21 protein-coding genes and 1 pseudogene are annotated in these 25,020 nt (G+C 53.9%); 15 read left to right on the forward strand and 7 right to left on the reverse strand.

Annotated features, from left to right (window positions below):
• Positions 1-23: 23 nt before the first annotated feature.
• A complete protein-coding gene (locus VO84_RS07485) occupies positions 24-965 on the reverse strand; it encodes a BKACE family enzyme (RefSeq protein WP_058186971.1) in 942 nt (313 codons plus the stop codon).
• A gap of 377 nt (positions 966-1,342) precedes the next feature.
• Here VO84_RS07485 and VO84_RS23290 point away from each other — a divergent pair, with 377 nt between their 5' ends.
• Both VO84_RS23290 and VO84_RS23295 read left to right on the forward strand, forming a co-directional pair.
• A complete protein-coding gene (locus VO84_RS23290) occupies positions 1,343-1,762 on the forward strand; it encodes a site-specific integrase (protein WP_058186972.1) in 420 nt (139 codons plus the stop codon).
• A 25-nt stretch (positions 1,763-1,787) separates the two neighbouring features.
• Positions 1,788-1,979, forward strand: coding sequence for a tyrosine-type recombinase/integrase (locus VO84_RS23295; protein ID WP_082661818.1), 192 nt, complete (start codon positions 1,788-1,790; stop codon positions 1,977-1,979).
• A gap of 129 nt (positions 1,980-2,108) precedes the next feature.
• Here VO84_RS23295 and VO84_RS07495 read toward each other — a convergent pair whose 3' ends face one another.
• Entirely contained in the window at positions 2,109-2,996 is an 888-nt protein-coding gene (locus VO84_RS07495) for a LysR family transcriptional regulator (RefSeq protein ID WP_058186973.1), read from the reverse strand.
• 103 nt (positions 2,997-3,099) lie between these two features.
• Between VO84_RS07495 and mdcA the strand changes: the two genes are divergently transcribed.
• The 10 genes and pseudogenes from mdcA to VO84_RS07540 all read left to right on the forward strand — a co-directional run bounded on the left by mdcA (position 3,100) and on the right by VO84_RS07540 (position 11,205).
• The gene (gene mdcA / locus VO84_RS07500) at positions 3,100-4,758 is read left to right on the forward strand and encodes a malonate decarboxylase subunit alpha (RefSeq protein ID WP_058186975.1); all 1,659 of its coding nucleotides are present in this window, start codon (positions 3,100-3,102) and stop codon (positions 4,756-4,758) included.
• The gene (locus VO84_RS07505) at positions 4,758-5,675 is read left to right on the forward strand and encodes a triphosphoribosyl-dephospho-CoA synthase (protein WP_058186977.1); all 918 of its coding nucleotides are present in this window, start codon (positions 4,758-4,760) and stop codon (positions 5,673-5,675) included. Before mdcA ends, VO84_RS07505 begins: the two co-directional genes overlap by 1 nt.
• Positions 5,662-5,958, forward strand: coding sequence for a malonate decarboxylase subunit delta (locus VO84_RS07510; protein ID WP_058186978.1), 297 nt, complete (start codon positions 5,662-5,664; stop codon positions 5,956-5,958). The genes VO84_RS07505 and VO84_RS07510 overlap by 14 nt, the downstream gene beginning before the upstream one ends.
• Positions 5,955-6,824, forward strand: coding sequence for a biotin-independent malonate decarboxylase subunit beta (locus VO84_RS07515; protein WP_058186980.1), 870 nt, complete (start codon positions 5,955-5,957; stop codon positions 6,822-6,824). The genes VO84_RS07510 and VO84_RS07515 overlap by 4 nt, the downstream gene beginning before the upstream one ends.
• On the forward strand, positions 6,821-7,654 hold the full coding sequence (gene mdcE / locus VO84_RS07520) for a biotin-independent malonate decarboxylase subunit gamma (protein ID WP_058186982.1): 834 nt from the start codon (positions 6,821-6,823) through the stop codon (positions 7,652-7,654). The genes VO84_RS07515 and mdcE overlap by 4 nt, the downstream gene beginning before the upstream one ends.
• A gap of 9 nt (positions 7,655-7,663) precedes the next feature.
• Positions 7,664-8,611, forward strand: coding sequence for an AEC family transporter (locus VO84_RS07525; RefSeq protein ID WP_058186984.1), 948 nt, complete (start codon positions 7,664-7,666; stop codon positions 8,609-8,611).
• 9 nt (positions 8,612-8,620) lie between these two features.
• A complete protein-coding gene (locus VO84_RS07530) occupies positions 8,621-9,262 on the forward strand; it encodes a malonate decarboxylase holo-ACP synthase (RefSeq protein ID WP_058186986.1) in 642 nt (213 codons plus the stop codon).
• 1 nt (position 9,263) lies between these two features.
• Positions 9,264-10,181 carry a malonate decarboxylase subunit epsilon gene (gene mdcH, locus VO84_RS07535; RefSeq protein ID WP_157439784.1) on the forward strand — a complete coding sequence of 306 codons (918 nt, stop codon included), beginning with the start codon at positions 9,264-9,266 and terminating at the stop codon, positions 10,179-10,181.
• A 123-nt stretch (positions 10,182-10,304) separates the two neighbouring features.
• Positions 10,305-10,450, forward strand: a pseudogene (locus VO84_RS22775) (transposase); the annotation flags it as partial.
• Positions 10,451-10,653: 203 nt separating this feature from the next.
• Positions 10,654-11,205 (forward strand): alpha/beta fold hydrolase, encoded by a 552-nt coding sequence (locus VO84_RS07540; protein WP_157439785.1) that lies wholly within the window; start codon positions 10,654-10,656, stop codon positions 11,203-11,205.
• A gap of 311 nt (positions 11,206-11,516) precedes the next feature.
• Here VO84_RS07540 and VO84_RS07545 read toward each other — a convergent pair whose 3' ends face one another.
• From VO84_RS07545 to VO84_RS07555, 3 genes are all read right to left on the reverse strand, one after another.
• Positions 11,517-12,452, reverse strand: coding sequence for an ROK family protein (locus VO84_RS07545; RefSeq protein WP_269431419.1), 936 nt, complete (start codon positions 12,450-12,452; stop codon positions 11,517-11,519).
• Positions 12,453-12,552: 100 nt separating this feature from the next.
• Positions 12,553-13,971, reverse strand: a complete 1,419-nt coding sequence (locus VO84_RS07550; protein ID WP_058186992.1) for a sugar porter family MFS transporter — start codon at positions 13,969-13,971, stop codon at positions 12,553-12,555.
• A 19-nt stretch (positions 13,972-13,990) separates the two neighbouring features.
• Entirely contained in the window at positions 13,991-15,094 is a 1,104-nt protein-coding gene (locus VO84_RS07555; protein WP_058188643.1) for an SIS domain-containing protein, read from the reverse strand.
• A gap of 303 nt (positions 15,095-15,397) precedes the next feature.
• Between VO84_RS07555 and VO84_RS07560 the strand changes: the two genes are divergently transcribed.
• Positions 15,398-16,606 carry an ROK family transcriptional regulator gene (locus VO84_RS07560; RefSeq protein ID WP_058186994.1) on the forward strand — a complete coding sequence of 403 codons (1,209 nt, stop codon included), beginning with the start codon at positions 15,398-15,400 and terminating at the stop codon, positions 16,604-16,606.
• Between the two features lie 151 nt (positions 16,607-16,757).
• Positions 16,758-17,894, forward strand: a complete 1,137-nt coding sequence (locus VO84_RS07565; RefSeq protein WP_058186997.1) for a redoxin family protein — start codon at positions 16,758-16,760, stop codon at positions 17,892-17,894.
• A gap of 71 nt (positions 17,895-17,965) precedes the next feature.
• Here VO84_RS07565 and VO84_RS07570 read toward each other — a convergent pair whose 3' ends face one another.
• Together VO84_RS07570 and VO84_RS07575 are read right to left on the reverse strand one after the other, a co-directional pair.
• Positions 17,966-18,778: a ThuA domain-containing protein gene (locus tag VO84_RS07570; protein ID WP_157439786.1), complete on the reverse strand. Its 813-nt coding sequence runs from the start codon at positions 18,776-18,778 to the stop codon at positions 17,966-17,968.
• 48 nt (positions 18,779-18,826) lie between these two features.
• A complete protein-coding gene (locus tag VO84_RS07575) occupies positions 18,827-21,289 on the reverse strand; it encodes a GH116 family glycosyl hydrolase (RefSeq protein ID WP_082661820.1) in 2,463 nt (820 codons plus the stop codon).
• 322 nt (positions 21,290-21,611) lie between these two features.
• On the opposite strand from VO84_RS07575, the gene VO84_RS07580 reads away from it, so the two are divergent.
• Entirely contained in the window at positions 21,612-24,986 is a 3,375-nt protein-coding gene (locus tag VO84_RS07580; protein ID WP_197413948.1) for a TonB-dependent receptor, read from the forward strand.
• The last annotated feature ends 34 nt before the right edge of the window (positions 24,987-25,020 follow it).

The following is a 25,020-nucleotide window of genomic DNA, read 5'->3' on the forward strand; positions in this document are numbered from 1 at the left end:
TTCCGATGCGGGGATACCAGCGATCAGACGAAATGGACATTCTCCGCGCCTTTCAGGTGCAAGATCTCCCTTACGTCCGAGGGTGTGGCGATTTCAAAGGAGAGTTCTTCAAGAATACGGCGGATCTTCCTGACCTGCTCGGCGTTACTCGTCGCCTTGATGCCAGGGCCCAGATAGAGATTGTCTTCCAACCCCACTCGCACATTTGCGCCCATGATGGCTCCCATAGTTAGAAGGGACATCTGATGGCGTCCTGCGCCCAGTACCGAAAGCTCGTAGGCATCTCGTCCGAATAAGCGGTCGGCCGTTGATCGCATTAGGAAGAGATTTTCCGGGTCTGGGCCGAGCCCACCGAGGATTCCAAAAACAGCCTGAATAAAGATCGGCGACTTGATTATGTTGCGATCGACGAAGTATGCGAGATTGTAAAGGTGCCCGACGTCGTAGCACTCGAGTTCGAATCGAGTGCCGCCTTCTCCGAGATTGCCAACAATGTATTCAATGTCAGCGAATGTATTCCTGAAGACACCGGCTTTCATGCCCTCGATCTTCGGTTTCTCCCAGTCATAACGCCAGTTCGTGATCCGCTCGGCTACCGGATGAATAGAGAAATTCATTGATCCCATATTTAACGAACACATCTCGGGTTTGGCCTGCAGAGGATAAGCGAGTCGTTCCTCGATCGTCATATTGGAACTGCCGCCAGTCGTGATATTGATGATCGCGCTTGTACGTCCTGCCAGAACAGAACAAATCTCCCGGAAGTGTGCCGGATCTCCTGAGGGCCTGCCATCCTCAGGGCTTCTGGCGTGGAGATGGATAATCGCCGCCCCAGCCTCGGCAGCCTCAACAGCACTCTCAACAATCTGGGACGGAGTGATGGGAAGGTACTCTGACATGGTCGGAGTGTGAACAGAACCGGTAATAGCGCAGCTAACGATGATTTTGCGATTGGTTTTGGCCATCTTCAGTCTCGGACAGGATCAATAACCGAATGATAATAAGAAGTGGAAGACAAGACACGACAGGTTCACAGCGGACATTCTCATGTCGTTTTCCGACATCGCGGAAGGGGTATTGTGCGGACGGATAAAAGTCTACGCTCACGGCCGATAACAGACCTGCATGCTGTCCGTCCATCCGCGGAATGCGTGACGAAAGTTCGTAGCTTCGCTGAATCTCACAAGCTCTGCCGTCAGAATTTATGCATGATAAAGGACGTTCACATCAACAACTACAATGCGCATTCCTGAACGCCAGAAAATTAGCGCAATCGCTGCTCCTCGCTGCTGAGCTTACACGAGGATGAAACATAGGAGGCGGCCAGAAGGAGCCGCCTCCTATGGTCCAACAAAATCAGCTCGGTTCCGTCAGTGTTTCTGCGACCTCTACCATCCCTGAACTGCAGCAATCCAAGACAGCAGTGCTCAATACACTCGCTTCTCGGCACTCGCGGCGGAGCTATGAGTACGCCATCGACAGATTCATCGCCTGGTATTGTAGCGAACCACGATTGGAGTTCAACCGCTCCGTCGTTGTGAAATACCGCTCATTCTTGGAGAGCCTCTCCCTGTCCGCAGCTACGATCAACCTGCGTCTATCAGCAATCCGGAGGCTCGCAGATGAATCAGCTGAGAGCGGTTGGCTGAGCCCGGAACTGGCGATTGGAATTCGACGGGTTAAGGGAGTTAGGCGGCTCAGACGGAAGATGGGCAACTGGCTCACCCGCAATGAGGCTCAAGAGCTCGTAAACGCTGCTTAGAAGACCAATCTGCGCGGCTGGAGAGATGGACGGACTGCTGTTGGGGTGCGGGTTACGACGCTCGGAAGTCGTGAGCTTGAACCTCGATCAGCTGCAATCGAGAGAGGGCCACTGGGTCATTGTCAATCTGGTCGGTAAGGGAGCAAGAATACGAACCGTACCAGTGCCATGGTGGGCCAAGGAACTTGTCGATGCTTGGCTCAAACATCGGGTGTGAGCGACGGTAAAGTATTCAGACAGGTCTTGAAGGGAGGGATGCGACAACCCCCTCTGGCGTGACAGCAAATGTGGTCTGGTACGCCGTGAAACGGTGCGCTGAACAGGCCGGAATAAACAATCTGGCACCTCAGGGCCTGCGCCACTCACCTGCTAATTCGTAAAACCGCCTCACCACCGGAATATCGGTGTCCTTAGCTGTGACCATACCAATCTCGGAGGCTGGAATTTTGTCGAGGATGGGACAGGTCACTACGCGAGCGATCCGGTGTTTTGTGGCCGACATCGGTGCCACTGTAACACCCATTCCTGAGTCAACCAGTGACACGATGGTCGACATCTCGCTCGCCGTTTGAGTCACTTCAGGAATGACACCTGCCCGACTCAGAATCCCAATGACAAGATCGTGATATCCAGGGGCAAAGAACCGCTCGTACATCACAAACTTTTCTCCCCGAAGATCTCGAAGGTGAATACCTGCTTTAGACGCCAGAGGATGTCCCAAAGGGAAGATCACAACGAAGGGCTCACGATGAACCGGGGTAATATCGATGCTGTCGGGAACGTCAATCGGCAACCGCAGAAAACCGACATCCAACATCCCGTTCTTAATGAGATCGGGTTGTTCACTTGTGAGAATGTTCCGCAACGAGAACTCGACCTGAGGATATCGTTTACGAAAGCGGCGTATCAGCGATGGAACTATTTCTTGCCCTGCTGTTGAAATGAAACCAAGTCGAATTAACCCGAGTTTTCCAGCTGCGGTCCACTGAGTCTGGCGGCAGGCCACCTCTAAATCTTCTATTATTTTTGAAGCCGCGACCTTGAAGACCAATCCAGCCTGAGTGATCTTGGTTCTTTGCCTATTGCGATCCAACAACTTCACGCCCAACTCCACTTCCAACGCCTTGATCTGAAGGCTGAGAGCGGGCTGGCTCAGGTGAAGAATCTGCGAACTCCTTCCGAAATGAAGGGTTTCGGCGACTGTGAGAAAGGATTTGATTTGTCGTATTTCCATAGCTTTGTTGATTGTCCTAACTAATCACACTGATAAAAACATACAACTATCCTAATCACAAGAACAAGGCTCTAATAGTTATGTGCTGGAAAGGAGAAGTTGAATGAGTGACCAGGCACCGATACGGCAGCGGACTTCATGGACAACCAGACGGGACGAAAAGCGACGCCGTCTGGAGAGTATAAATCCATGGATGAAAGGTCCCGTTTTGACTCAAAACAAGATCGTCGAAACTCTCGAAACTGTGGTCCAGAGCGGCGACCGGATTGTCATGGAGGGCGACAATCAGAAACAGGCGGATTTTCTTTCACGTTCTCTCGCTAAGGTAGATGCGAAGAAGATTCACGATCTCCATCTCATCATTTCAAGCATCAGCCGCCCCGAACATCTAACACTCTTTGAGCTGGGCATCGCGAAAAAGGTGGATTTCGCATTTGCTGGTCCACAGAGCCTGCGGGTCGCGCAACTTCTAGAAGATGGAGTTCTTGAAATCGGCGCCATTCATACATACGTCGAACTGTATGCTCGTTTACTGGTAGACCTTATCCCGAACGTGGTGCTGGTTTGCGCAGAGCAGGCGGATCAGGAAGGCAATCTGTTTACAGGGCCCAACACCGAGGATACCCCGGTAATTGTCGAGGCCGCCGCTTTCCACGACGCAATTGTAATCGTGCAGGTCAACAAGATCGTTGACACATTGCCTAGGGTCGACATCCCCGGTTCCTGGGTCGATATCATTGTCGAGGCCGATAAGCCCTACGCGGTGGAACCCCTTTTCACCCGTGATCCTCGCCATATCACCGATCTTCAGATCCTGACCGGGATGATGGTCATCCGTGGCATCTATGAGAGGCATCAGGTCCAGTCGCTCAATCATGGAATTGGTTTTGACACGGCTGCCATTGAACTTCTTCTCCCGACATATGGAGAGTCCCTCGGGCTTCGTGGAAAGATCTGCAAGCATTTTGCCCTGAATCCGCATCCCACTCTAATTCCTGCTATCGAGAGCGGATGGGTTGAGAGCGTTCATTCGTTCGGAAGCGAAGTCGGAATGGATGAATACATCCGTGCTCGGCCCGACATCTTCTTCACTGGCCGCGATGGCAGCCTGCGGTCTAACCGTGTTCTCTGTCAGCTTGCTGGACAGTATGCCGTGGATGCGTTCATTGGAGCAACGCTTCAGATGGACGGGGACGCCAATTCCTCTACAGTGACGACTGGACGCCTTGCAGGCTTCGGAGGCGCGCCGAATATGGGGCATGACCCGCATGGACGCCGCCATTCGTCACCTGCCTGGCTCGACCTCAAGACTAATGCGGACCCGACGCTCCCGGGCCGCAAGCTCGTGGTTCAGACGCTTGAAACCTTTTCCAAAGGTGGCGAGCCGGCCTTCGTCGAAACTTTGGATGCAGTTGAAGTTGGTAAGAAGGCTGGTATGCCGATCGCCCCCATCATGATCTATGGCCAGGACGTTAGCCATGTTGTGACGGAAGAAGGGATTGCTTATCTGTACAAAACGGAAGGCGTTGAAGAGCGCCGCCGGGCTTTGGCCGCAGTAGCAGGTATCAGCCCTGTCGGCCTTAAGGCAAAGGCTAACGAGACAGCCGATCTTCGTCATCGCGGCATCGTCGCTTTTCCTGAGGATATTGGAGTCCAGCGTCTCCAAGCCAACAGGTCCTTGCTTGCGGCCAGGAGCATGGAAGACCTGGTCGCATGGTCTGATGGCCTTTATCAGCCGCCGGCCAAGTTCAGGAGTTGGTAATGGCACAGCTAAGACCAATCACAATATCGTCTGAGCAACTCGACGCTTTGGCCCGGTCTGCGCGGCTTTCAGAACTCGCTCGGCAAGCGTTAGTTGCTGAGGCAGAACTCACGCCGAAACCGGGTCTGGTTGACGGTCGAGGGTCAGGATCGCATTCGGATCTATCTCTCAACTTGATGAGAAGATCTGCGAACGCGATCGCTCCATACTTTACCCGGATGGCTGTGGCATCCGCTGAAGTTGAGATGGATGCCAGCCTGCGTGCCGTGGCTGCCGGCATTGGTAGAGAAGCCGAAGCGGCTATGCTTCGCGCTACTTCAGGCAGCAATGCACACAAAGGTGCAATCTGGGTTCTGGGACTATTGCTTTGTGCTGCAAGCCTGAGTGAGGATTCCCGTCCGGAACTTGTAGCCGAGTCTGCAGGCTATCTCGCGCGTCTGCCTGATCGTGCAAGACCGCAGGCCGTATCTCACGGCGATGTTGTCCGTGAACGCTATGGCGCTGCCGGCGCTCGCGGCGAAGCCTATGTGAACTTTCCGCACGTCATCAAAATTGGGCTTCCTGCACTGAAGGCAGCTCGTACTAGCGGACGAACAGAGCGGGACAGCCGGCTCACCGCTCTGCTTGCGATCATGTCGCAACTCGATGACACCTGTGTTCTCTATCGGGGCGGATCTGAGGCACAAAGGATCGTGCACGAGGGTGCTGCTCGTGTCATCCAGGTTGGCGGGCCGGGAAGCCCGAAAGGAAATTCAGCATTGATCGCACTTGGGCAAGAGCTTGTTAGTCAGCGCATCTCTCCCGGCGGCTGCGCGGATCTTCTCGCGGCCACACTCTTTCTGGACGCTCTCGAACGCGGTCTCGAACGAGTGGAAAAAGACAACAGTCTAGTGGAGGAAAACGATGGAGAAAATTGAGTTCAACTATCCTGAGGCGAAACGCCTCATCACCAAGAGAGCGCACGTCGGTGTAGTAGGCTCAGGCGACATGGAGGTCCTTCTCGAACCGAATAGTGAGGAGGGAGCCCATGTCTTCATCACGACCAGCGTCAACGGCTTCGGCGATGCGTGGCGGTCCGTCTTCGACCGCTTCTTCTCGAAGTTCGATGGAGCGGTCCGTATCTATATTAACGATGCCGGTGCAACGCCGGGTAGTGTGTTGCTGCGTCTAGAACAGGCAGTGGAGGTGATTGAGCAATGAGCGCGTCAATTCTCATTCCCGATTTCGTTAACCGTAAGAGCTTTATTGAACTGGACGCTCGTGCCCGCGCTCAGAGCCTCTTCGATGAAGGTACCTGGAAGGAGCTCGTCGGTCCCTTCGATCGCATCGAGTCTCCATGGCTTGCCAAGCAAGGCATCGCTCCGCAATTTGATGATGGCTGCGTCGTGATCAAGGGAAAAATCGGCGGATCTCCGGCTGTCACCATTGCGTTCGAAGGAGCCTTCCAGGGTGGCAGCGTCGGCGAGGTATCTGGCGCCAAGATGACCGCTGCCCTGGATCTCGCAACGAAGGATTCCAAGGCAGGAAAACCTACAGCTGCAATTCTTTTGCTCGAAACTGGGGGCGTGCGCCTCCAGGAAGCGAATCTAGGTTTGGCAGCGGTTGCCGAGATCATCTCTTCAGTTCTCGCCCTTCGTCAACATGCCCCCGTGATCACAATCGTTGCCGGCACTGTCGGCTGTTTCGGAGGCATGTCTCTTGTAGCTGGCGTATCCAGCTACACAATCATGACCCGCGAAGCCCGGCTTGGATTGAACGGTCCGGAGGTGATTGAACAGGAGTCCGGTATCGATGAGTTTGATTCCTCCGATCGAGCCCTCATCTGGGCAATTCATGGTGGAGAACAACGCGTCGGCATGGGACTCGCGGATTTACTCGTCGAAGATGATGCCGGCAAGATAGCCGCGGCAGTGCTTAGTTGCGTGCGCAAAGGCGTACCGGAGAAGCATCGGACCGAGCAGGTGGAACTCTATCGCGCTCGTATTGCGGCGCTTGATACATCCAGCCAGATAGATCCGGCAACATTGCGGCAACAGCGGGCTAACACAAAAGGAGGTGTGCGATGAATGAACAAGTTGGATTGCGCGGCAGAGCATGGTTCAAAGCCCTGACCGGAAGCGACGCACCGAATAGCGGTGATCCGCACTCCGTGCTGGCTACAACAGCCGCCGTTGGAAATGAGCAAGCCTTGTTCCTCTGCGTTGTACCTGACAAGGGCAGCCGCTTTCCTTGTGTTCGCGACGGGCAGGTTGGGCTGGAAGAAGCATTCACTCTCGCAGCTCACCTTCGAGCAGTGATTGCCGAAGACCACGATAAATCTCGTGAAGCGAAGCGTTCCATCATCGCAATCGTTGACGTGAAGAGCCAGGCTTATGGGCGCCGTGAGGAGACTGCTGGCATCTTCTTCGCGGCCGCTGCGTCGGCAGATGCATATGCATCTGCAAGGATGGCGGGACATCCTGTTATTTCGCTGGTAGCCGGCCAAGCCTTCAGCGGCGGATTCCTCACTCACGGCTACCAGGCAAATCGCATTCTGGCATTCGATGATGCTGGGATTGTGATCCATGCAATGCATAAAGAAGCGGCGGCCAGAATTACGAGAAGGTCCGTTGCTGAACTCGAGAAGCTGGGACACGATATTGCTCCCATGTCCTATGACGTTCAAGACTATGCCAAGCTCGGTCTCCTGTTCAAACTGTTGCATGTCGACGATCCACAACACCCGACTTCGAATGAGGTTGCCGAAGTAAGGGAAGCAATTACGGAAGCGATTACCGATGCACGTAAAGGCAAGCTCGATCTGAGTAACAGGTGGGAGTCAGACACTGCAAGAACGATGCGGAAAGGCACCCTTGCAGTGCGAGCGGCTCTTGAAGAACAGTGGTTCAACGGTTAAGAGGCCGAAATGACTCTGATACTTCTCAATGCGTTACTCCCGATCTTCGTCGGCCTGCTTTTGGGATATGTAGCAGGCCGGCGCGGAGTCATGGACAACCTGAATGTTCGAAATTTAATCGTGCTCGTAATGGACTTCGCCATCCCATGTGCGCTCTTTTCCACGATCAGCAGCACATCCTGGCCTGTGCTCCGGGAACAATGGGAATCGGCAGTGATGATCGCTGTGGTATTTGTGGCCACGTATGCCGTCAGCTATATCTGGGCAAGAAAAAGTCTCAAAATGTCCATTTCCGATGCTTCTGTACTTGCACTGACAGTGGGCTTCCCAAATTGCGCAGCCGTGGCTTTGCCATTGCTGACCTCCGCATATGGTCCCAGTGCAAGGGTTACAGCAGCCCTCTCCATCGCAGTTGGAGCTATCACGATCTCCCCTTTGACCATTGCTCTGCTCGAGTCCGACAAACTGTCCGATGGAAAGAGCGTCTCTATTCAAGCGGTTGCAATCAAATTTTTTCGAGCATTCACTCGCCCTGTGGTGTGGGCTCCTATGTTGGCTTTGGTGAGTGCTTACTTCGGTTTACATTTACCATCCTATGTTGATAGGTCATTAACGATTCTTGGGAGCGCAGCATCAGGATCAGCTTTGATTCTTACGGGGGTCGTCGTTTCTTCCCAGACATTTCGCTTTGACGGGAAGGTCGCCTGGACAACTGCTGCAATCGTCCTTATTCAGCCCTTGTTTGCTCTCGGCATTACTGAGCTCTTTCATATGAGTCACGATGCAATCCGTGACATCACGCTGATCAGTGCGATACCGGGTGGATTCTTCGGCCTCGTTTTTGGAAAAAGCTTCGATGCAACTCCTGAAACCGCCAGCTCGGGGCTGATTGCTTCCTATGTGGTAGAGGCATTTTCCCTGGCCGGCTGGATGCTCGTACTCACGAAGTATTTTTGAGGGAACCTGATGGTTAGCACGCTGCATGTCCACGACCTCATTCTCCTGAGAACAGAGTCGGCGGTGATCTCAACTCAAAGCGATTCAGCGTGCCCATGCCTCAATCCCAATCAGCGCCCCTGGGTGGTTGTGCGGAGAGGCCGCATCTCAGGTGGATTGATCCCGGTGGGGGTGCGTGGGGCGCAAAGGCATGAACGCTGCGCAGGATTCACAAGATTGAGTGATGTTGCGGAGGCTCTGCGCCCAGATCAGTTGCGGCTGCGGCTCGCGGAGGATTCGCGCCGCTTACTACCGGCGTTCCGAACCTTGTCTTATCTCGAAAGCCGTCTTGTCGGATTGGATATGAGCTGGGGCCCGGGCGGGAGTTTGGGTTATGAACTGGCCTCGGGAATACCGGCTGTCCACGCTGACAGCGATTTAGACCTAATACTTTTCGCGCCCAAACAACTTGACATTACAGAAGCACAAAATTTGTGGCGCATGATCAGCAGTGCTCCGGGAAAGGTTGATGCATTGGCAGAGACACCGTGTTGCGGATTTTCTTTAGAAGAATTTGCGACAACCTCGCATCGTAAGATTCTGCTTCGCACGAGTGAGGGCCGCGTTCTCGGCTCCAATCCCTGGAGTCTGTCGAACGGCGAGGATAACTAACGTGAATACTGCATTCTTATTTCCGGGACAAGGAGCACAAAAGCCTGGAATGCTTCATGAGCTCGTTGATGATCCAGCTATCGACCTGACGCTCGAAGAGATCAGCGACGTGTTGAAATCTGATATCCGTCTGTTGGACTCGCCTGAGGCATTGGGCTCTACAGTGTCGGCTCAACTGGCTCTTCTGGCTTCCGGAGTCGCTACAGCCAGAGCTTTGCAGAGACATGGTGTTACTTGTTGTGCAGTAGCAGGTTTATCTGTCGGCGCATTTGCAGCAGCCGTCGTTGCCGAGACGATCACATTAAAGGATGCCGTAATTCTGGTTCGTTCCCGCGCAGAGAAAATGGCACAGCTATATCCAGTCGGATACGGATTGGCTGCCATCGTCGGTCTGAACGAGCGACAGGTTACGGCTATTGTCAATTCTGTAAATACGGCCGCAACTCCTGTATTCGTAGGAAATATCAACGCACCGCGGCAGATCGTAATTGCAGGCTCCATAGAAGGGATGCAGAAAGCTTTAGAAGAGGCGAGCCGGCAAGGTGCCAGGAAAGCTGAGCTCCTGCACGTTTCAGTGCCGTCCCATTGTCCTCTACTTTCATCCGTTTCTGACTCGCTTCGGCTCCAGCTAAATTCTATGCCGCTAAAGGCTCCGAAATGTCCCTATATCGCGAATGTGAATGCCCGAGCGGTGCGCTCCGCTTCGGCAGTAGCAACGGATCTGGCGGACAATATCGCCTATGGAGTTCGCTGGCATGATGCGACGATAGTCGCGGAGGAATTGGGTTGCAACCTCTTCCTTGAAATGCCGCCAGGCCACACTTTGACAGACCTCGTGGAAGAAAACGTTCCCGGCGTTACTGCTTCTGTCATCACAACGGATCTTTTCAGACACGTGCTGCGACTCGCTGCCGTGTAAAGTCCAATGTGCAGGGCCTTGCTATCGCCCATCCTGGATGATTAGTGCGGGAATGTCGACTTGGAATGCCCAGCCATTTATGTGCCAGTTTCAATGAGAGAAACTGGAGCAAAGAAGCTCGAAATGATACGAAGAAAGAAGCATACCCCTGAGCAGATTGTGAGCTTGCTGAGGCAGACGGAGGTTGCTGTAGCGAACAGTAAGACGACTCCAGTGCATGCCGGGACAGTGGTATCACCGAGATGACGTATTACCGCTGGCGGAAAGAATGATAAGCTTCGGTATTCCTGTACCAGTTGAAATGTTAGTCTTCGACAGGTTTAGGTTGCAGTGAGAGCGCTGCTAGCGCGCTCTCACTGGCGAACTCGCTAGGCGCCCTGTCACCGAGAGATTGGTGACGGGGCTGGTACTGGCGTGCAGGCGACTCGTTTTCTTGCAGAGGCGCAAGCTGGTAAATCAGTGCCGGAGCGCTGTGCCGGTCTGGATCATGCCGATGTCGCGGGTGGTGGATAGCGTCGACCCGGCAAAGATCCCCTTCGATGTCGTCATCATCGACGAGGCAAGCCAATGTGATTTGGGAAGTCTCGTCGCAATCTGGATGACGAAAGAAGTGATCGTGGTGGGCTACCACGATCAGGTCAGTCTTGATGCGGTCGGCCAGCAAGTGGCACGGATTGCCGCGTTGCAGGAGACCTATCTACAGAACATACCCAACAAATATCTTTACGATGGGCAGCTTTCGCTCTACGATCTTGCACGCCAATCCTTCTGCAGCAAGGTCTGTCTTCGTGAGCACTTCCACTGCGCTCCGGAGATCATTCAATTTAGCAATGTTCTCTCCTACGATCGGAAGATCAAGCCGCTGCGGGATACGTTCTGGCTCGAGGGAATGCAATCCTCAGTCGTTGCTTCTTACGAATCCTTCAAGGCCTCGTCGGGGACGGATTTCACGGAAGATCTCAAGAAGATCGAGGTGCCTACGCTGATTATTCATGCCAGCAACCAGACAGGAACTCGTCCGTAGTTCTGTTTGAGTACGTTATCGCTTATACACAGATCAAACCGCCCTGCGCGCGGAACATTATTCTACAGCTATGGTTTTAGTATCTCGGCGACCTGATACAACATGAAACTATCGAGTTCACTCCTCCCGTTTCGAGCGATACGGCTTTAGGGCAGAAACTAATCGGAGTAGGGCGAGCCAAGTGGCGGTACGAAGATGTTGATGTGGAAATATTCAGCTCTCATGCTATGGAATCGGACTGCCGACCCTATCAGAGTGCGCCACGTTAATACCGTTTAAAGCGGTCATTTTGAGATTTGAGCGGGATCAGGTCAATCACTGCTCTCATTCCATTTTGCATCCGCTGTATCCAACGCGACGCGAACAGCACCCATTAGTTGTGCATCTGCCCCGAGGGCGCTGCTGACCACATGAAGACGTCCGTGGCGCTTCCATTGCCCCAGGATCTTTTGAGTTGCATCGCATAATGCCGGGTGCTTACCCACGCCCCCCCCCAACACAAAAAGTGGACAGTCCAGAACCAGAGAGATGTTGTAGATTATCTGCGCCAGCAGGGTTGCCGAATTTTGCAGGATCGTTTCTGCCAATGGATTTCCAAGCAGCGCGAGATCGAATATCTCCGTCGCATTCAGATTTTCTGGGAGTGCCGCGCCTCTAAGCTTTTCCCATTGCAATTTGATGCCTTCTCCACCGATCACATTTTCAAGAGCGCCGGGCTCGCCATCCTGTTTGGGGCCGCAAGTGATGCCGGGAACAAGCAGGTACCCTATTTCGCCAGCGGACCAATGGTGGCCACGATATGGGCGACCGTTGAGCACGATGCCGGCTCCAAGGCCGGTTCCGATGGCGAGAAAAACAAAATCCTGCACGTTTGTTGCAGCGCCCGTCCAACTCTCTCCAATCGCGGCCAGATTAACGTCATTGTCGATAGCGGCGGGTATCTTCAATGCCTCTTCGACGAGGGCACGTAAAGGCACATTCCTCCAACCCATGAGGTAAGAAGTGGCAATCACAGTGCCATCATCGCTATTTGTAACGCCCGGCACACCGATGGCAATGGACTTAAGCGAGTCTGCAGAAGCTGCAATCTGCAGGAGCATCTGTTTAACGCCTTCGTAGATTCGCTGAATCACAAATTCGGGATCGTGCACGCCAACGGTAGTAGAAGACCATTTTGCCAGGATGTTGCCTGACATATCCGTGAGCGCCATGCGCAGGCTGGTGCCGCCGATGTCGACTCCCACCACATACCCGTCAGGCTCCGGCCGCAGTTCTGCCTTTGTTTGCGGCGGAACCGCGGTGCTGCATACCTGTTGCAATGTTTCTGACGTTGTTGCGTTGTTGTTCTTACGCATGATTGAGTGTTCTCGGTTCTTTTGTTCCGGGTGGTGCTGCGTTTGTCTCGGCGCTGATGGTTTCCAATTCACGCCCTTTGGTCTCTGGAACGATGAAGCGCACGAATAACAGAGTGATAATGCAGAACACCCCGTAAAGCAAAAAGGTGAAAGCAGTGCTTGTCGCCTTGATGAGGGAAAGAAAAGTAAGGGAGATCAGAAAATTGGATGCGCCAGATCCGAGTGAAGCTGCCGCTACTCCGCGGCCCCGAACTCGCAGAGGAAAGACCTCCGATACGAGGATCCATGCGATGGGGCCCATGCTGAATGCGAAGCAGGTGATGTACACCATGAGACAGATGGTTGCCAGGACTCCGGGGGCGGTGCCGAAGGCAGCAAGCGTCTGAAATGAATACGCTAGCAGAACGAGGGAGAGGGTCATGCCGGTAAGGCCGGCATAGAGAAGCGGCTTGCGACCGACGCGGTCAACCAGCACAAGCGCGATGACCGTGGCGAGCATGTTGGTGATGGCGACCAGCAATGTGGAGAAAATGGCATTTTTGCTGGAGCTGATGCCAGCGAGCGCAAAAATCTGCGGACCGTAATAGATGATGGTGTTGATGCCGGTGACTTGTTGCAGGACTGTGAAACCCACTGCGATGAGGAGCGATGTGCGGACGGCGGGACTCCACAGTTCACTCCATCGCTGCTCGATTGGCACGGCAAGGGCGGTGCGAATTTCTTCCAGCAGGGATTGAGCGCCGGCTTCATTGGTGTAGCTGCGCAGCACACTGCGCATTTCATCCATGCGGTTCTGTGCGAAGAGCCACCGCGGGCTTTCCGGCAGGGTGAGTATGAGTATCAGGAACAGCGCTGCCGGGGCTGCTCCCAGGCCGATCATCGTTCGCCATGCGTGCTGTCCCACGAGCCAGTATCCGACCAGGTCTGCGAGCACGATGCCGACTGTCAGCGCGAATTGATAGAAGCCGATGAGCAGACCACGCGAGCGCGGCGGTGCGAGTTCCGAGACGTAAACCGGCGCGGTTACGGAGGTGAAGCCGACGGCGATTCCAAGCAGACCGCGGGCTACGATGAGCGTGGCCAGGTTGGGAGACCAGAAGGCAAGCAAGGAACCAACGAGAAAGATGATGCCGCCCCATACCAGCGTGGCTCGCCGGCCGATACGGTCTGCGATGCTGCCGCCAACGAGTGCTCCGGACATGGCGCCGACGAGCACGATACTAACCACAACCTCTTGCATGTGTGTGGAGAGAGCGAAGGATTCACGGACGAGATCAAGCATGGCGGCGATGATTCCCATATCGAAGCCGTAGAGGATGCCGCCCAGGCCTGCGATGAACGAAACGCGCCAGAGAAATCCGCGGCGTACACGTGATTCCGGGGTAAGTGTTGTGCTGGGTTCGAGATTCACTCAGCTCTCCATGTGCCGGTTATTGTTCCATCTTTCCATACTGGAAGCGAGGGGGTAGACGGCATCCGTTTCGTTCAATCCATGCCAATGTCAATGCCTGCGCTACTAACTGTGTAGTGATGCCTTCCCATGGTTCGGGCACTGCTTCGAGATATACCGGCAGGAGATTTTCCGTGCGCTGGCCGTCCTCCGAGGAGACGAGAACGACCTTACCTCCGCGGCGGAGGCATTCATCGGAGAGTTTGAATCCGAGCTCGGCTGCGCGACCTACGGCATAGATGATGGCTACGTGGGTGTTGTCCACGTCGAGGTTGGGGCCGTGTTTGAAGCCCGCGCCGGTGTGGCCTGCGGCTCTGAAGCCGCTCATCTCGCGAATGCAGAGAGCGCTCATTACGGCACTTCCATAGGCTGCGCCGCGACCAATGATCTCGATGTTGGCTGCGCCGCGGCAGAAGGTTTCTAATTCGTTGCGCTGGCTGAAGAGGCGGTCCAAAGTCCCGGCATAGGTTTCGAGCACGCGTTCTGCCTGCTGCTGCCAAGGAAGGCCAAGTATCTCGGATGCGAGAATGATGGACGCGGCTGCGGTGTTGGTATATGTCTTGGTGGCATTTCCATATTCTGGGCCAGCGAGAACGGGCAGGCGGTTATCAGCCAGGGTCCAGCAGGTGCTGCTTGTGTTATTGCAGATTAATCCGAGGGGTTGCTCTTTGCCGATCTTAAAGAGCTCAACTAGTTCCGCGCTCTCTCCGGAGGCGGTGAGAAGTACGGAAAGAGCTGCCTGTTTCCATGTGGACTGCGCGTAGTGCAGCCATTCGCCGGCGTCCACGGAGAACGACATTCTGCCATGAGACTGGAGAAGGACTGAGCCGCCGAACGAGGCGCAGAAAGATGCCCCCATTCCGAGAAACAGGACCGGGCCACTCTTTCGAAGGAGCTGGCGGAGCGCCTGAAGTTGAGAGCGGATTTCGGGATCGCCTTTGTAGGCGTGGATCAGATCATGCAGGAGCCGCGGCTGCTCGCGGCATTCATACTCCAGTACCTCAGTACCGGTCGCGTTCAACAGGATAGAGGGAGGTTCAACGCCTCCTATCCAGCGTGGCTTCTCTTGCTTTTCTTCCTGCATAATCCAGTTTCCGGAGTTTTTATCCAGTTGCATTGTTTGTTACGGCGCTACCAGCCCGATACATTTGCCCATTCACTCAATGCGGCGCATTCCGGGTGTTGAAAAATACCATAAATGTCCGACAATTTGCTCATCATCGGATCGATAGGCATAACTTCGTAACGTTTATTTAGTATCATTCGTGCGGTGTCTAGAAAGCAAGCACTTCTTGTGCAAAATGGTTTGGTAGTGTGATGGCTGCACCGGATGCAGTAAGATGCGGGCTACTACAGCCTGTGGGCAAATATACTGTCAGGGAACGAAGTGAAGAAAAAGCCCATTCCAATTGGCAGGCCCTCAGTTCTCCGTCACACCAATGCGCACAGCATTCTGAAACTGTTGCGTGAGGTAGGTTCGTGTTCGAGGGCGGATCTTGTGCGCGCCTCGGGGCTCAGCGCTCCTACGGTTACGAATGTCGTTAAGGATCTGCTTGCCGCAGATTTGATTGAGCCGCTTGGCGAGGGACGTTCAAGTGGTGGGCGGCCGCCAGACATGATTCGCTTCAAGGCAGAGCGCGGCTGCCTGCTTGCTGTCCAGATTACTGCGAGAGACATCTTCTTTCTATTTACCGACCTGAACGGCAGTGAATTGGACCGGCTGGAGGTTTCGCTTGCAGAGCGCAAAACTACTCCGGAGGAGATTTGCAGTCTGATTGGGAGCGAGCTGAAAGCCTTCCTGCGCAGTCATAAGAAGACGCGAGAGAAGCTGCTGGCGCTGGTGGTTGGCGTGCCAGCGATTACCAATGTAGATGAGGGCAGTGTGCTCTCGATCAGCAATCTTGAGGGGTGGCGTGCGGTGCCTTTGCGCGCTATGCTGAGCAAGATTGCCGGCTGCCTGGTGATTGTCGAGAATGACACGAATCTGGGCGCCCAGGGAGAGCATTATCGCGGTTCAGCGCAGAGTGAGAAGGATTTCGTTTTTATCAACATCGGCACCAATGTCGGCGCTGGCATATTTCTCGATGGCAAGATTCATCATGGGACGGGTTGGTCGGCTGGAGAGATTGCCTATCTTCGTCTGCCTTCTATTTCCCGCAGGCAGCCAACGATTTATGAGTTTGGCGAACTGGAAGCTGTGCTGACCAGCTCCGGAATTCTAAAGAGCTGGCGTGAGGCATGCGGTAAGTCTGCGCACAGTACAGGGAAGGTTGAGCCGGATGCGATGGACATTCTGGATAAGGCCAGGGCCGGGGATCCATGCGCCGTTAAAATTCTTCGCCAACATTCGGAGATTGTTACGGACATCATTGTGAATCTTTCGCTGATTCTGAATCCGGGGCTGATTTTGTTGGGTGGCGAGATTGGCAGCCATCCCGCGCTGATTGATTTTGTGCAGAAGCAGCTGGAGGGCGGTGAGTTCGCTGTGACCAGGATCACCTCCAGCGTGCCGAATCAGCGCGCCGTGCTTTGGGGCTGCATCTCTCTGGCTTTGCAGGCGCTTCCGTCGGTCTTGCTTCCTCAGCCTGAGCTCTGATCCTAATGCGCGGAGGCGCTTACCGCTTGCTGGCTTGTCAGCTTTGTTATAAACGTTTATAAAGTATTTGGCCGCTCGTTTTTGGCTCTCGTTACCTTGAAACTTAAGTGTTTTGAGCTGGCCATCATCCGGATTTCAGCGGAGGAACTCCATGCGGAAACTTTTCATCGCGTTGCTGATGGCTGTGCTGGCTGTGCCTGTTGTCGCGGAGCCGCACCCGATTCTTTCGCTGGGGTCGGCTGCGCCTGATTTCGACTTGCCGGGCGTGGACGGAAAGACGCACAAGCTGAGCGACTATGCAGGGAGCCCTGTGCTGGCAGTGGTTTTTACCTGCAATCACTGCCCGATTGCGCAGATGTATGAGCAGCGGATTGAAAAACTCTATGAGGATTACGGAAACCGCGGAGTAGCAATTGTGGCGATTCAGGGCAACGATCCGAAAGCGCTGACAATTGATGAACTGGATTCGTCGGACATGAGCGATACGCTCGACGAGATGAAGGCCCGTGTCGCGTGGAAGCATCTGAAGTATCCCTATCTCTACGATGGCGAGACGCAGGGGATGACACGCGCTTACGGTCCGCAGGCTACGCCGCATGTTTTCATTTTTGATAAGGAACGGCGGCTACGCTACGAAGGGCGCTTTGATGACAACTACCGCATTGAAAAGGTGACCATGCAGGACGCACGAAATGCGATTGATGCACTGATAGCCGGGAAGGCTGTCGCGGTTGCACATACGGGTGTTTTTGGCTGCTCGACGAAGTGGCAGGAGAAAGAGGCGCTGCGCGCTGCGGCAGAGCAGAAGCTGAATGTACAAACGATCTCTATTGATATGGCAAACACGGATGCGCTAAAGAAGCTACGCGCCAATGCAGGCGACGACTATACACTGGTCAGCTTCTGGGCTACATGGTGCGGTTCGTGCGTGGCGGAGTTTGCCGATATACAAGATTTGTTCCGTATGTACAGCGATCGCGGTTTTAACCTGGTGACGGTCTCTGCGAATGCGCCGGAAGAGAAGGCTGGAGTGCTGAAGTTTCTGCAACGTAAGCATGCGACCAGTCGCAATTTATTATTTGCTTCAGATGATACGGCTGCGATGCAGAAGGCGTTTGATCCTGAGTGGCAATCCGCCGTACCTTACACTGTGCTGCTCGCTCCGGGCGGCAAAGTGCTCTACAGCACGATTGGCTCTGTGGATCAGATTGAGCTGCGCAGGAAGATCCTGGCCTCTGTGCCGGCGGAGTATGAGGGATTTCAGAAGTACTGGCGGGAAGGCAATTAAGAAACAATACAAATAAAGCGGGTCCGCTATCTGATAGCAGATCCGCTTTTCGTTGCACGAAGGATGATGGGTTAATGCAGGGGCTGCTGTTTCGCGGCCCAGAAAATGGAATTGCGGAAGATGGTGGTGAATGCCTGGTTCTCGAAGAGATCGGCATGATGGCCCATGAAGATGTAGATGTTGCGTGCCTTCATGTGATCATTGGTCCAGATAACGGGGTGATCGCTGCCCATCTTGATATCCGTGCTTGGCTTGTAGGTGTTTTCGTCTACGGTGGCCAGGACATGCACGTTAGGACGCGGTGACTTGTCCCACGTATACCACTCTTCATGGAGAACAGGAAACGGACTGGAGACGTCTTTCATGACGGGATGCGTTTTGTCCTCCACTGTTACGGTCCCGTCTACAAACGATGCGATGTAATTCTTCCAGCGAATACCACCCATGAACTGCGAAAACCACGGCCACATCTGGAAACCGTCGAATTCCCCGAGCAGGGACGCGTGGTGGAAGCCGATCCACCCGCCGCGACCTTCCTCGATGTACTTGATGAAGGCGGCCTGCGCTGTGGGCGTCCAGTTGTATGGCGGATAGTTCAGCTGAATGAAAAGCTGATAGTGAGAAAGAAAATCGTCATTGATTTTGTCTGTGTTCTGGATGTAGTCGATGGCGAAGTTCTCATTTGCTGCCTGTTGATTCAGCCATATCATTGCGGCATCGACGAATGGACTATGAATTCCTACTGGCTCAGCGATGGCAACCACACGAAATCGAGGGCCTGCTGACGTGGAAACCGCCCATGCAATTTTTACCGCACTCAACAGCAGCGCGGGGATGCACAAGTAAATCATTGCGTGGTACAGCGCTCTGCGTGTCAAACGCATTCTGTCTCCATTCTTTTGTCAACGCTCTACATGCGGCGATAACAGTGATTATCTCGCCCGTGCAGGCGTCATTTCCAGAGCCCAGATCGCCATGGGTCGCATGTACATTCCGGCGCGGAAACTACCTTCGACATCCCATGCTTCCGGGGTGCGAAACCAATAACCTTTGGTCTCGTAGATGACGTGATAGAGACCGTGGACGGTCTTCCATGATTCGTCTTTCAGGCCTTCACTTTGCAGCAGAGCCGCGTAGCTGAGTGTTGTGCCTACCCAGACTTCGCGAGCCTCAGGGTTGTCGATGATTTTGCCATCCGCGGTCATCCCGTTGGCTGCACCCATTTGGCCGTCTCCGTACTTGAGCACGCAGAAGTTATAAATCTTCTTCAACGTGGAAGTCTGCATTTCATGTGGGACTATGTCGCCGAGTCCTGTCAAGGTTGCATACCACTGGCCGGCAAGCTGGTCGGTCTGGATATCGTCCTTCGATTCGCTGCTTGTGTCGTAGCGGAAGTATTCGCCGTTCCATAGCTGCGAAATGTACGTCTTTTGCCCCTTCAGGAAAAGTGCGTGATATTCTTCCGCAGTTTTGGTATCGCCTACAATGCGCGCGGATTCTTCCGCGGCTCGCAGGGCGGCAAGCCAGAGGCCGCCGGAGTACGCGCTGACGCCGCTTACAACCCAGTCGTCGTAGGTTTGGTCAGGATAGCCGCTGTTTTCTGGCACGCCGCCTCCGTGGTCGAATTGGCGCAGGTACTCAATGGCATCTTTTACGGCCGGCCACGTTTCACGCAGAAATGCTTTATCGGTTTTGCCGGTCAGCACGTAGTCACGATAGACCATCAGCACGAATTTTGAGTTCAGATCCTTCCAATCATTTGTGTCCTGCCAGCCAGGTTCGTTCACAGCGACAAAGGGATCGCCTTCAGGAACACCGAGATCGTGCGGCACAGCACCAATCTTCTTGCGCTTATGCGTCACAGGCTCGCCCGTCAACTGCGACTTCCAAACCCACATTCCCTGCTCCGGCCATTCTTTTGGCACTGTGTCTGCAAACTCGCGCAGCACCTGCTTGTCGATCCTTGGCCAGAACTTGAGGAGTGGCAGCGACCCATAGAAACGAACGTCCAGGGTGCCATAGTATGCGTAATCGAAGCACTCCAGCAGCGCAAATTTCGGTTCTAGCCTCGCATCGCTTCCGGCCTGGCGCCCCCAGAAGGTTCCGCCGTCTGAGAGCACATACAGCTCATTAAAAAGCATTCCGCGATACCAGAGTGGTTTGCTTTCGTCGTTTACGTAAGGGGCCTGCCAGCGATCAATCGCTTCGCTCCACTCGGCGGCGTGCAGCAAGCCGTCCCGGGCTATTTTCCATGCATTTTCACCGGAAGTGCCATAGAAATCCGTGTAGCGGCGATTCCATTTGCGCCCTTCGCCGAACTGAATGACAGGGAAATCCCACGCAAGGGCCATTGGGATAACTTTCTTTTCTCCAGGCTTCAGCGTGAAGCGCAACGCGATTGCGCCGGCGAGTTTCTCCTTGTCGCTGACCCACGATTTTGTGTCGTTGGCGAGGCGGCCATCCTTGGAGAAAGGCGTCCACACTTCCCTGCCGTCGCCCGATGCCTGCCATGTGGTTTGATAGGAGACTTCTACGCCGGGAGAATCGAGCGCGGCAATCGCGAACTGACCATCCCAGTCATTCGTGCCTACATGGTTACGGCCGAGCACGATGCCCTTCATGGTTCCAGAGCTGGGGATTACTTCGCTTTTGTAGTCGTTATGATTGCCCTGATTTGGAGTACCTGCGAAATCATTTGTGAAGGTGCGGAACCAGCCGGATATATTTGTCCACGTCAGCATGACGGAGACGGTTACCGTTTTGTTCGTTGGATTTTCTGCGTGCCAGCGGTAGACCGCTACCGGGTAGCTTGATTCACGATAGTTGTCAGGAAGGATGGGCGAGAACTGCTCAAGTGTTACGTGGACGGGAAACTTGTCGGAGCGGTAGTCGAACCAAGCCTTTGGGTAGAGAGCATAGTAGTCTCCACCACCGACGGGGTAATCCCATTTCCAGGCGGACAGTTCGCCATTTTGCGGGTGACCGTTCATGAGGACCTGCGCTACGCCTTGCGCGTCCCCTTCGGATCTCTGATACATGGCAAATTGATTGGCGTAGACGGGCTCATATTTATGCACAGCGGCTTTGATGTGCCAGCGGGCGAAGTCGCCGCGATAGCTGCGCGAAAATGTTCCTGCACCAAGGCCACCTACGGGCACGCCCTGCCAGTACCCGTCATCAATGAGGCCGCCTTTCATGGCCTTGCCGGGGTTTTCTAGTGGTTCTCCGAGAGGGCGTTTCCAGGCCGCAGCGGGAATTCCCTCTTGATTCTGCGCGGCGCAGATGACCGTTATGAAGAACACCAGCAATATGGCGGAATTCAGTTTGAGGAACCGAATAAATGCGTGCTTCAGGATACCCTCCTGCAACTCAGCCCCTGAATGCGGGCGTGTCATCAAAATTCTACGGACAGCATATGCACCGCGTCGCGTTCGCTGATGAATGACCTTGGCCTCTTGACGGCCCGGAGAAATGATTTTTGAAACTTTAGAAAAAAGTCTTGTCAATCACACTCAAGTGAGAGTACATAGTAACTAATCGTTACGAAGGAAGTCTACGAGTTTCTTTCGCGCGAGGTTCCGGGCTTCTGTGAGGATTGCAATCTTTCAATGAACCGGACAGAAAAAGAGGCCAACTATGGAATTCATTCAGAGAGGACGAGTACGCATGCGCCGTATATTTTGGGCCTGTTCGGCAGTTTGCTGTTTGGCGTTATACATGGGGACGTTGGGGCGTGCGCAAAGCTCGGCAACAGGGGAGATTCGCGGCACCGTCATGGATCCTTCGGGCGCAGTGATTCCGAACGCCAAAATCACGGTTGCTAATGTCGCCACTGGCGAGGAGAAGCATTTCGCCACAAATAAGAGCGGCCTTTATGATACCGTTTCCACACCTCACGGAAACTATACGATCACCATCACAGCGCCGGGCTTCGAAACTCTGGTGCTGGGGCCCATCACTCTCGATGTCGGAGCCATTACTCTCAATGGCAAACTGCACGTTGGCAGCGCGAAGCAAGAAGTTACAGTCACGGCAGATGAGGCTGCGCTGATCCACACAGAGAGCGGCGAGCAGTCCACGACGTTTGACGAGAAGACTATGGAGGAGTTGCCGCAGGTTGGTCAGGACTGGGCGAATTTCACTATTCTGCTGCCGGGCAGCGCGGGAGCGTCTTCAGCCAACGGTGTCACCAATCCGGGCGCCGCTGTTTCCTTGAATGGCGGTCAGCCTTATAGCGGCAACTTCCTTTCGGATGGGGGCTCGGTTACAAACCCACATAGCGCGGATGTGGAAACCGACACCTTTGATACTGTTGCCGAAGTGCAAATTCAGGATTCTAACTTCTCAGCCCAATATGGCATTGGTGGAGCGGTATTCAATCAGATCACCAAGGGCGGGACGAATCAGTTTCATGGCTCGCTCTATGAACACTTTCAAAATGATGCACTCGACGCCAGAAGCTATTTTCAGGACCCTACCCAACCTGTGCCACCGTTAAAGTTCAACCAGTTTGGCGGTTCCGTTGGCGGGCCCATTTTACGCAAACACCTGTTCTTCTACTTCAATTACGACAAGTCTATAGACAATCAGAACTATACCGGTTTCGCATCGATGCCTACCGATCAGCTTAAAGGGGTCAACACATCCAACGGTCAGTTTGATCTCACGCAATTGATGCCGCTCGACCAAAATGGTACCCCCCTGCCCGTGACCGATTCAAATGGCAACAACATTACGAATCCTTGCACCGGCAACGTCGTTTACCAGGGACAGATCTTTGACCCGGCCACTCAAACAACAGTGGATGGACAGATGTGTCGTTTTCCCTTCGCGCAGAATAATGTCATTCCCGCAAACAGGGTTGACTCCGTTGCCAAGAATATTCTGCAGTATTTTCAGACGCCCAACCAGCCCACTATTAATGGGGTCAATGGCGATTATTACTATGTTGTTCCCACTCCCTATCCGTCCACGCGTATTTATGGCCGCATTGACTATGACTTCAACAGCAATAATCGTCTGACCTCGTCCATTGCAGTACGAGACGCCAATTCGCCGGTATATTCGGAGTGGAACTGCCCGGTAGCCTGTTATCACGACGACACCTCGGACTACTCAAGCCAGACCTCCGATGTTTGGTCGTTCAGCTCCACGTTCGTCAATGAATTCCGTTTCAGCTTCAACCGCCAGGGAAGCTTTCTCACTCCGTACTCTCTTGGATTGAACATTCCAGCAAATCTTGGAATGCAGTATGCCAAGGCGAATATCTTCCCAAACATCAACATTACGGGTAATATCTGCTGCGATTCTCCCTATGCGGGCACCAATACAATCTACGCGCAGAACGTATATCAGCCTTCCGATGTAGTTACATTGATCCGTGGCAAACACGTTCTCCACTTTGGCGGCGAGCTGATCATGCTTGAGGACAACTCGACATCATGGGGCAACGTGGATGCGGGTGACTATAGCTTCTCCGGCGTTTACACTCAGGCAAGTCTGGCGGCGAGCGGGTCGGGCGCGGGATGGGCAGACTTCCTGCTCGGCGATGTCCAGAGCTGGGGCGCCAATAACTCTCAGCTCTTTGGAGGCCGTCAGAAGAGCCCGCAGGTCTTCATCCAGGACGACTACAAAGTGACTCCCACGTTAACTGTGAATTTGGGGCTTCGCTATCAGATTCAAGAAGGCTGGAAGGAAGTTCAGAACCGCATGGGCGACTTCGATCCGACCATCTATAACACTCTTTCCGATAGCTATGGCGCGATGTGGTTTGCTCCGGCGAATCATCGTTCGCAAGCTCAAGCGAATGTCTACACCGGCATCCTGCCGCGTTTTGGCTTTGCCTACACGGTGCATCAGAACACAGTTCTTCGTGGCGGAGTGGGCGTTTACACCAGTCCTTGGAGCGTGGACCAGTATGGCAATGCCAAGGGTATTGGATATGGACAATCCGGCAACGCAACGGATGAAACAAACGGCATCACTCCGATCACCACACTCTCAGGTCCAGGAGTCCTTTATGGAACGAGTACACCGCTGCCGTATGTGAATGCTTCGCAGGATCCAACCGCATACAACGGCCAGAACACCCCGAACTACGATCCATACCACACCCCGCTTACCCGGCTCTACTCATGGTCGCTCAGCGTGGAGCATGAGTTCCGATATGGCATCACTTCGGAAGTTGCCTACGTCGGCAAGTATGGAACCAACCTGCAGTTCAAGGGTGACATTAATCAGGTGCCCGTTGGGGAGCTTTCGCCTAATGACAATCCAACCGGCCGTCCATATCCGCAGTATCAATCTATTGGGGGCAGCACGTTCAATGCCCTCTCCAACTATCATTCACTCCAGGCGCAGCTGAAGAAGCGCCTTACCAGCGGCATCGCTTTCTCGGCTGCCTTTACCTGGTCGAAATTCATGAATGATATGGACGTTTCTCCTTTCAACGGGCAGGGAGGGAATGTTAACTTCCAGAATTTCCACGATCCGGGGAGCAGCTACGCACCTTCCAACTTCGATATTAAAGATTCACTGAAGACCAGTGTTGTCTATCAACTTCCTTTTGGTATCGGGAGAAGGTGGGCAAACAAGAATCGCCTGCTTGACGCCGCCATTGGGGGCTGGCAGGTCTCGGCGATTCTGATCGACCAGACAGGTAACGCATTTACTGCCACCTACAACGGGCCAAACAACTCTTATTCGCAAGCAGGCAGTTGGTATCCGAATGTTCTGCGGTCTCCGCAAAGTGGCTTTTCAAAGAGCATGAATGAGTGGTTTGACCCGACCGCTTATGTCATTGCTGCCAATGGAACATTCGGAGACTCGCAGCGGAACTCTCTTCGTGAGCCTGCTGTTAATACACAAAACATGTCGATGGGCAAAGAATTCCATCTGTTCGAAAAGTCTGTCCTGCAGTTACGCGCGGACGCAAATAATGTATTCAACCACACTTCCCTCGGAACACCCGATGGCAACTTCAACGATCCGGTGAATCTGTCCACACCGCTACGTCCGCAGGGGGCCGGTACTATCAACAACACTGTGGTTGGCGGCCGCTCCATGCAGATAAGCGCTCACATTAGCTTCTAACCTCACATCCTCGGGGAGGGCGGCGATCCTTGCT

The organism is Occallatibacter gabretensis (assembly GCF_001449115.1).
Taxonomy (GTDB): domain Bacteria; phylum Acidobacteriota; class Terriglobia; order Terriglobales; family Acidobacteriaceae; genus Telmatobacter; species Telmatobacter gabretensis.

Coding starts and splice junctions, on each gene's coding strand:
- VO84_RS07485 (WP_058186971.1), bottom strand. CDS start 965: ATGGCCAAAACCAATCGCAAAATCATCGTTAGCTGCGCTATTACCGGT.
- VO84_RS07515 (WP_058186980.1), top strand. CDS start 5,955: ATGAGCGCGTCAATTCTCATTCCCGATTTCGTTAACCGTAAGAGCTTT.
- VO84_RS07510 (WP_058186978.1), top strand. CDS start 5,662: ATGGAGAAAATTGAGTTCAACTATCCTGAGGCGAAACGCCTCATCACC.
- mdcE (WP_058186982.1), top strand. CDS start 6,821: ATGAATGAACAAGTTGGATTGCGCGGCAGAGCATGGTTCAAAGCCCTG.
- VO84_RS07525 (WP_058186984.1), top strand. CDS start 7,664: ATGACTCTGATACTTCTCAATGCGTTACTCCCGATCTTCGTCGGCCTG.
- VO84_RS07575 (WP_082661820.1), bottom strand. CDS start 21,289: ATGACACGCCCGCATTCAGGGGCTGAGTTGCAGGAGGGTATCCTGAAG.
- VO84_RS07530 (WP_058186986.1), top strand. CDS start 8,621: ATGGTTAGCACGCTGCATGTCCACGACCTCATTCTCCTGAGAACAGAG.
- VO84_RS07555 (WP_058188643.1), bottom strand. CDS start 15,094: ATGCAGGAAGAAAAGCAAGAGAAGCCACGCTGGATAGGAGGCGTTGAA.
- VO84_RS07565 (WP_058186997.1), top strand. CDS start 16,758: ATGCGGAAACTTTTCATCGCGTTGCTGATGGCTGTGCTGGCTGTGCCT.
- VO84_RS07495 (WP_058186973.1), bottom strand. CDS start 2,996: ATGGAAATACGACAAATCAAATCCTTTCTCACAGTCGCCGAAACCCTT.
- VO84_RS07570 (WP_157439786.1), bottom strand. CDS start 18,778: ATGCGTTTGACACGCAGAGCGCTGTACCACGCAATGATTTACTTGTGC.
- VO84_RS07580 (WP_197413948.1), top strand. CDS start 21,612: ATGGGGACGTTGGGGCGTGCGCAAAGCTCGGCAACAGGGGAGATTCGC.
- VO84_RS23295 (WP_082661818.1), top strand. CDS start 1,788: ATGGACGGACTGCTGTTGGGGTGCGGGTTACGACGCTCGGAAGTCGTG.
- VO84_RS07505 (WP_058186977.1), top strand. CDS start 4,758: ATGGCACAGCTAAGACCAATCACAATATCGTCTGAGCAACTCGACGCT.
- VO84_RS23290 (WP_058186972.1), top strand. CDS start 1,343: ATGGTCCAACAAAATCAGCTCGGTTCCGTCAGTGTTTCTGCGACCTCT.
- mdcA (WP_058186975.1), top strand. CDS start 3,100: ATGAGTGACCAGGCACCGATACGGCAGCGGACTTCATGGACAACCAGA.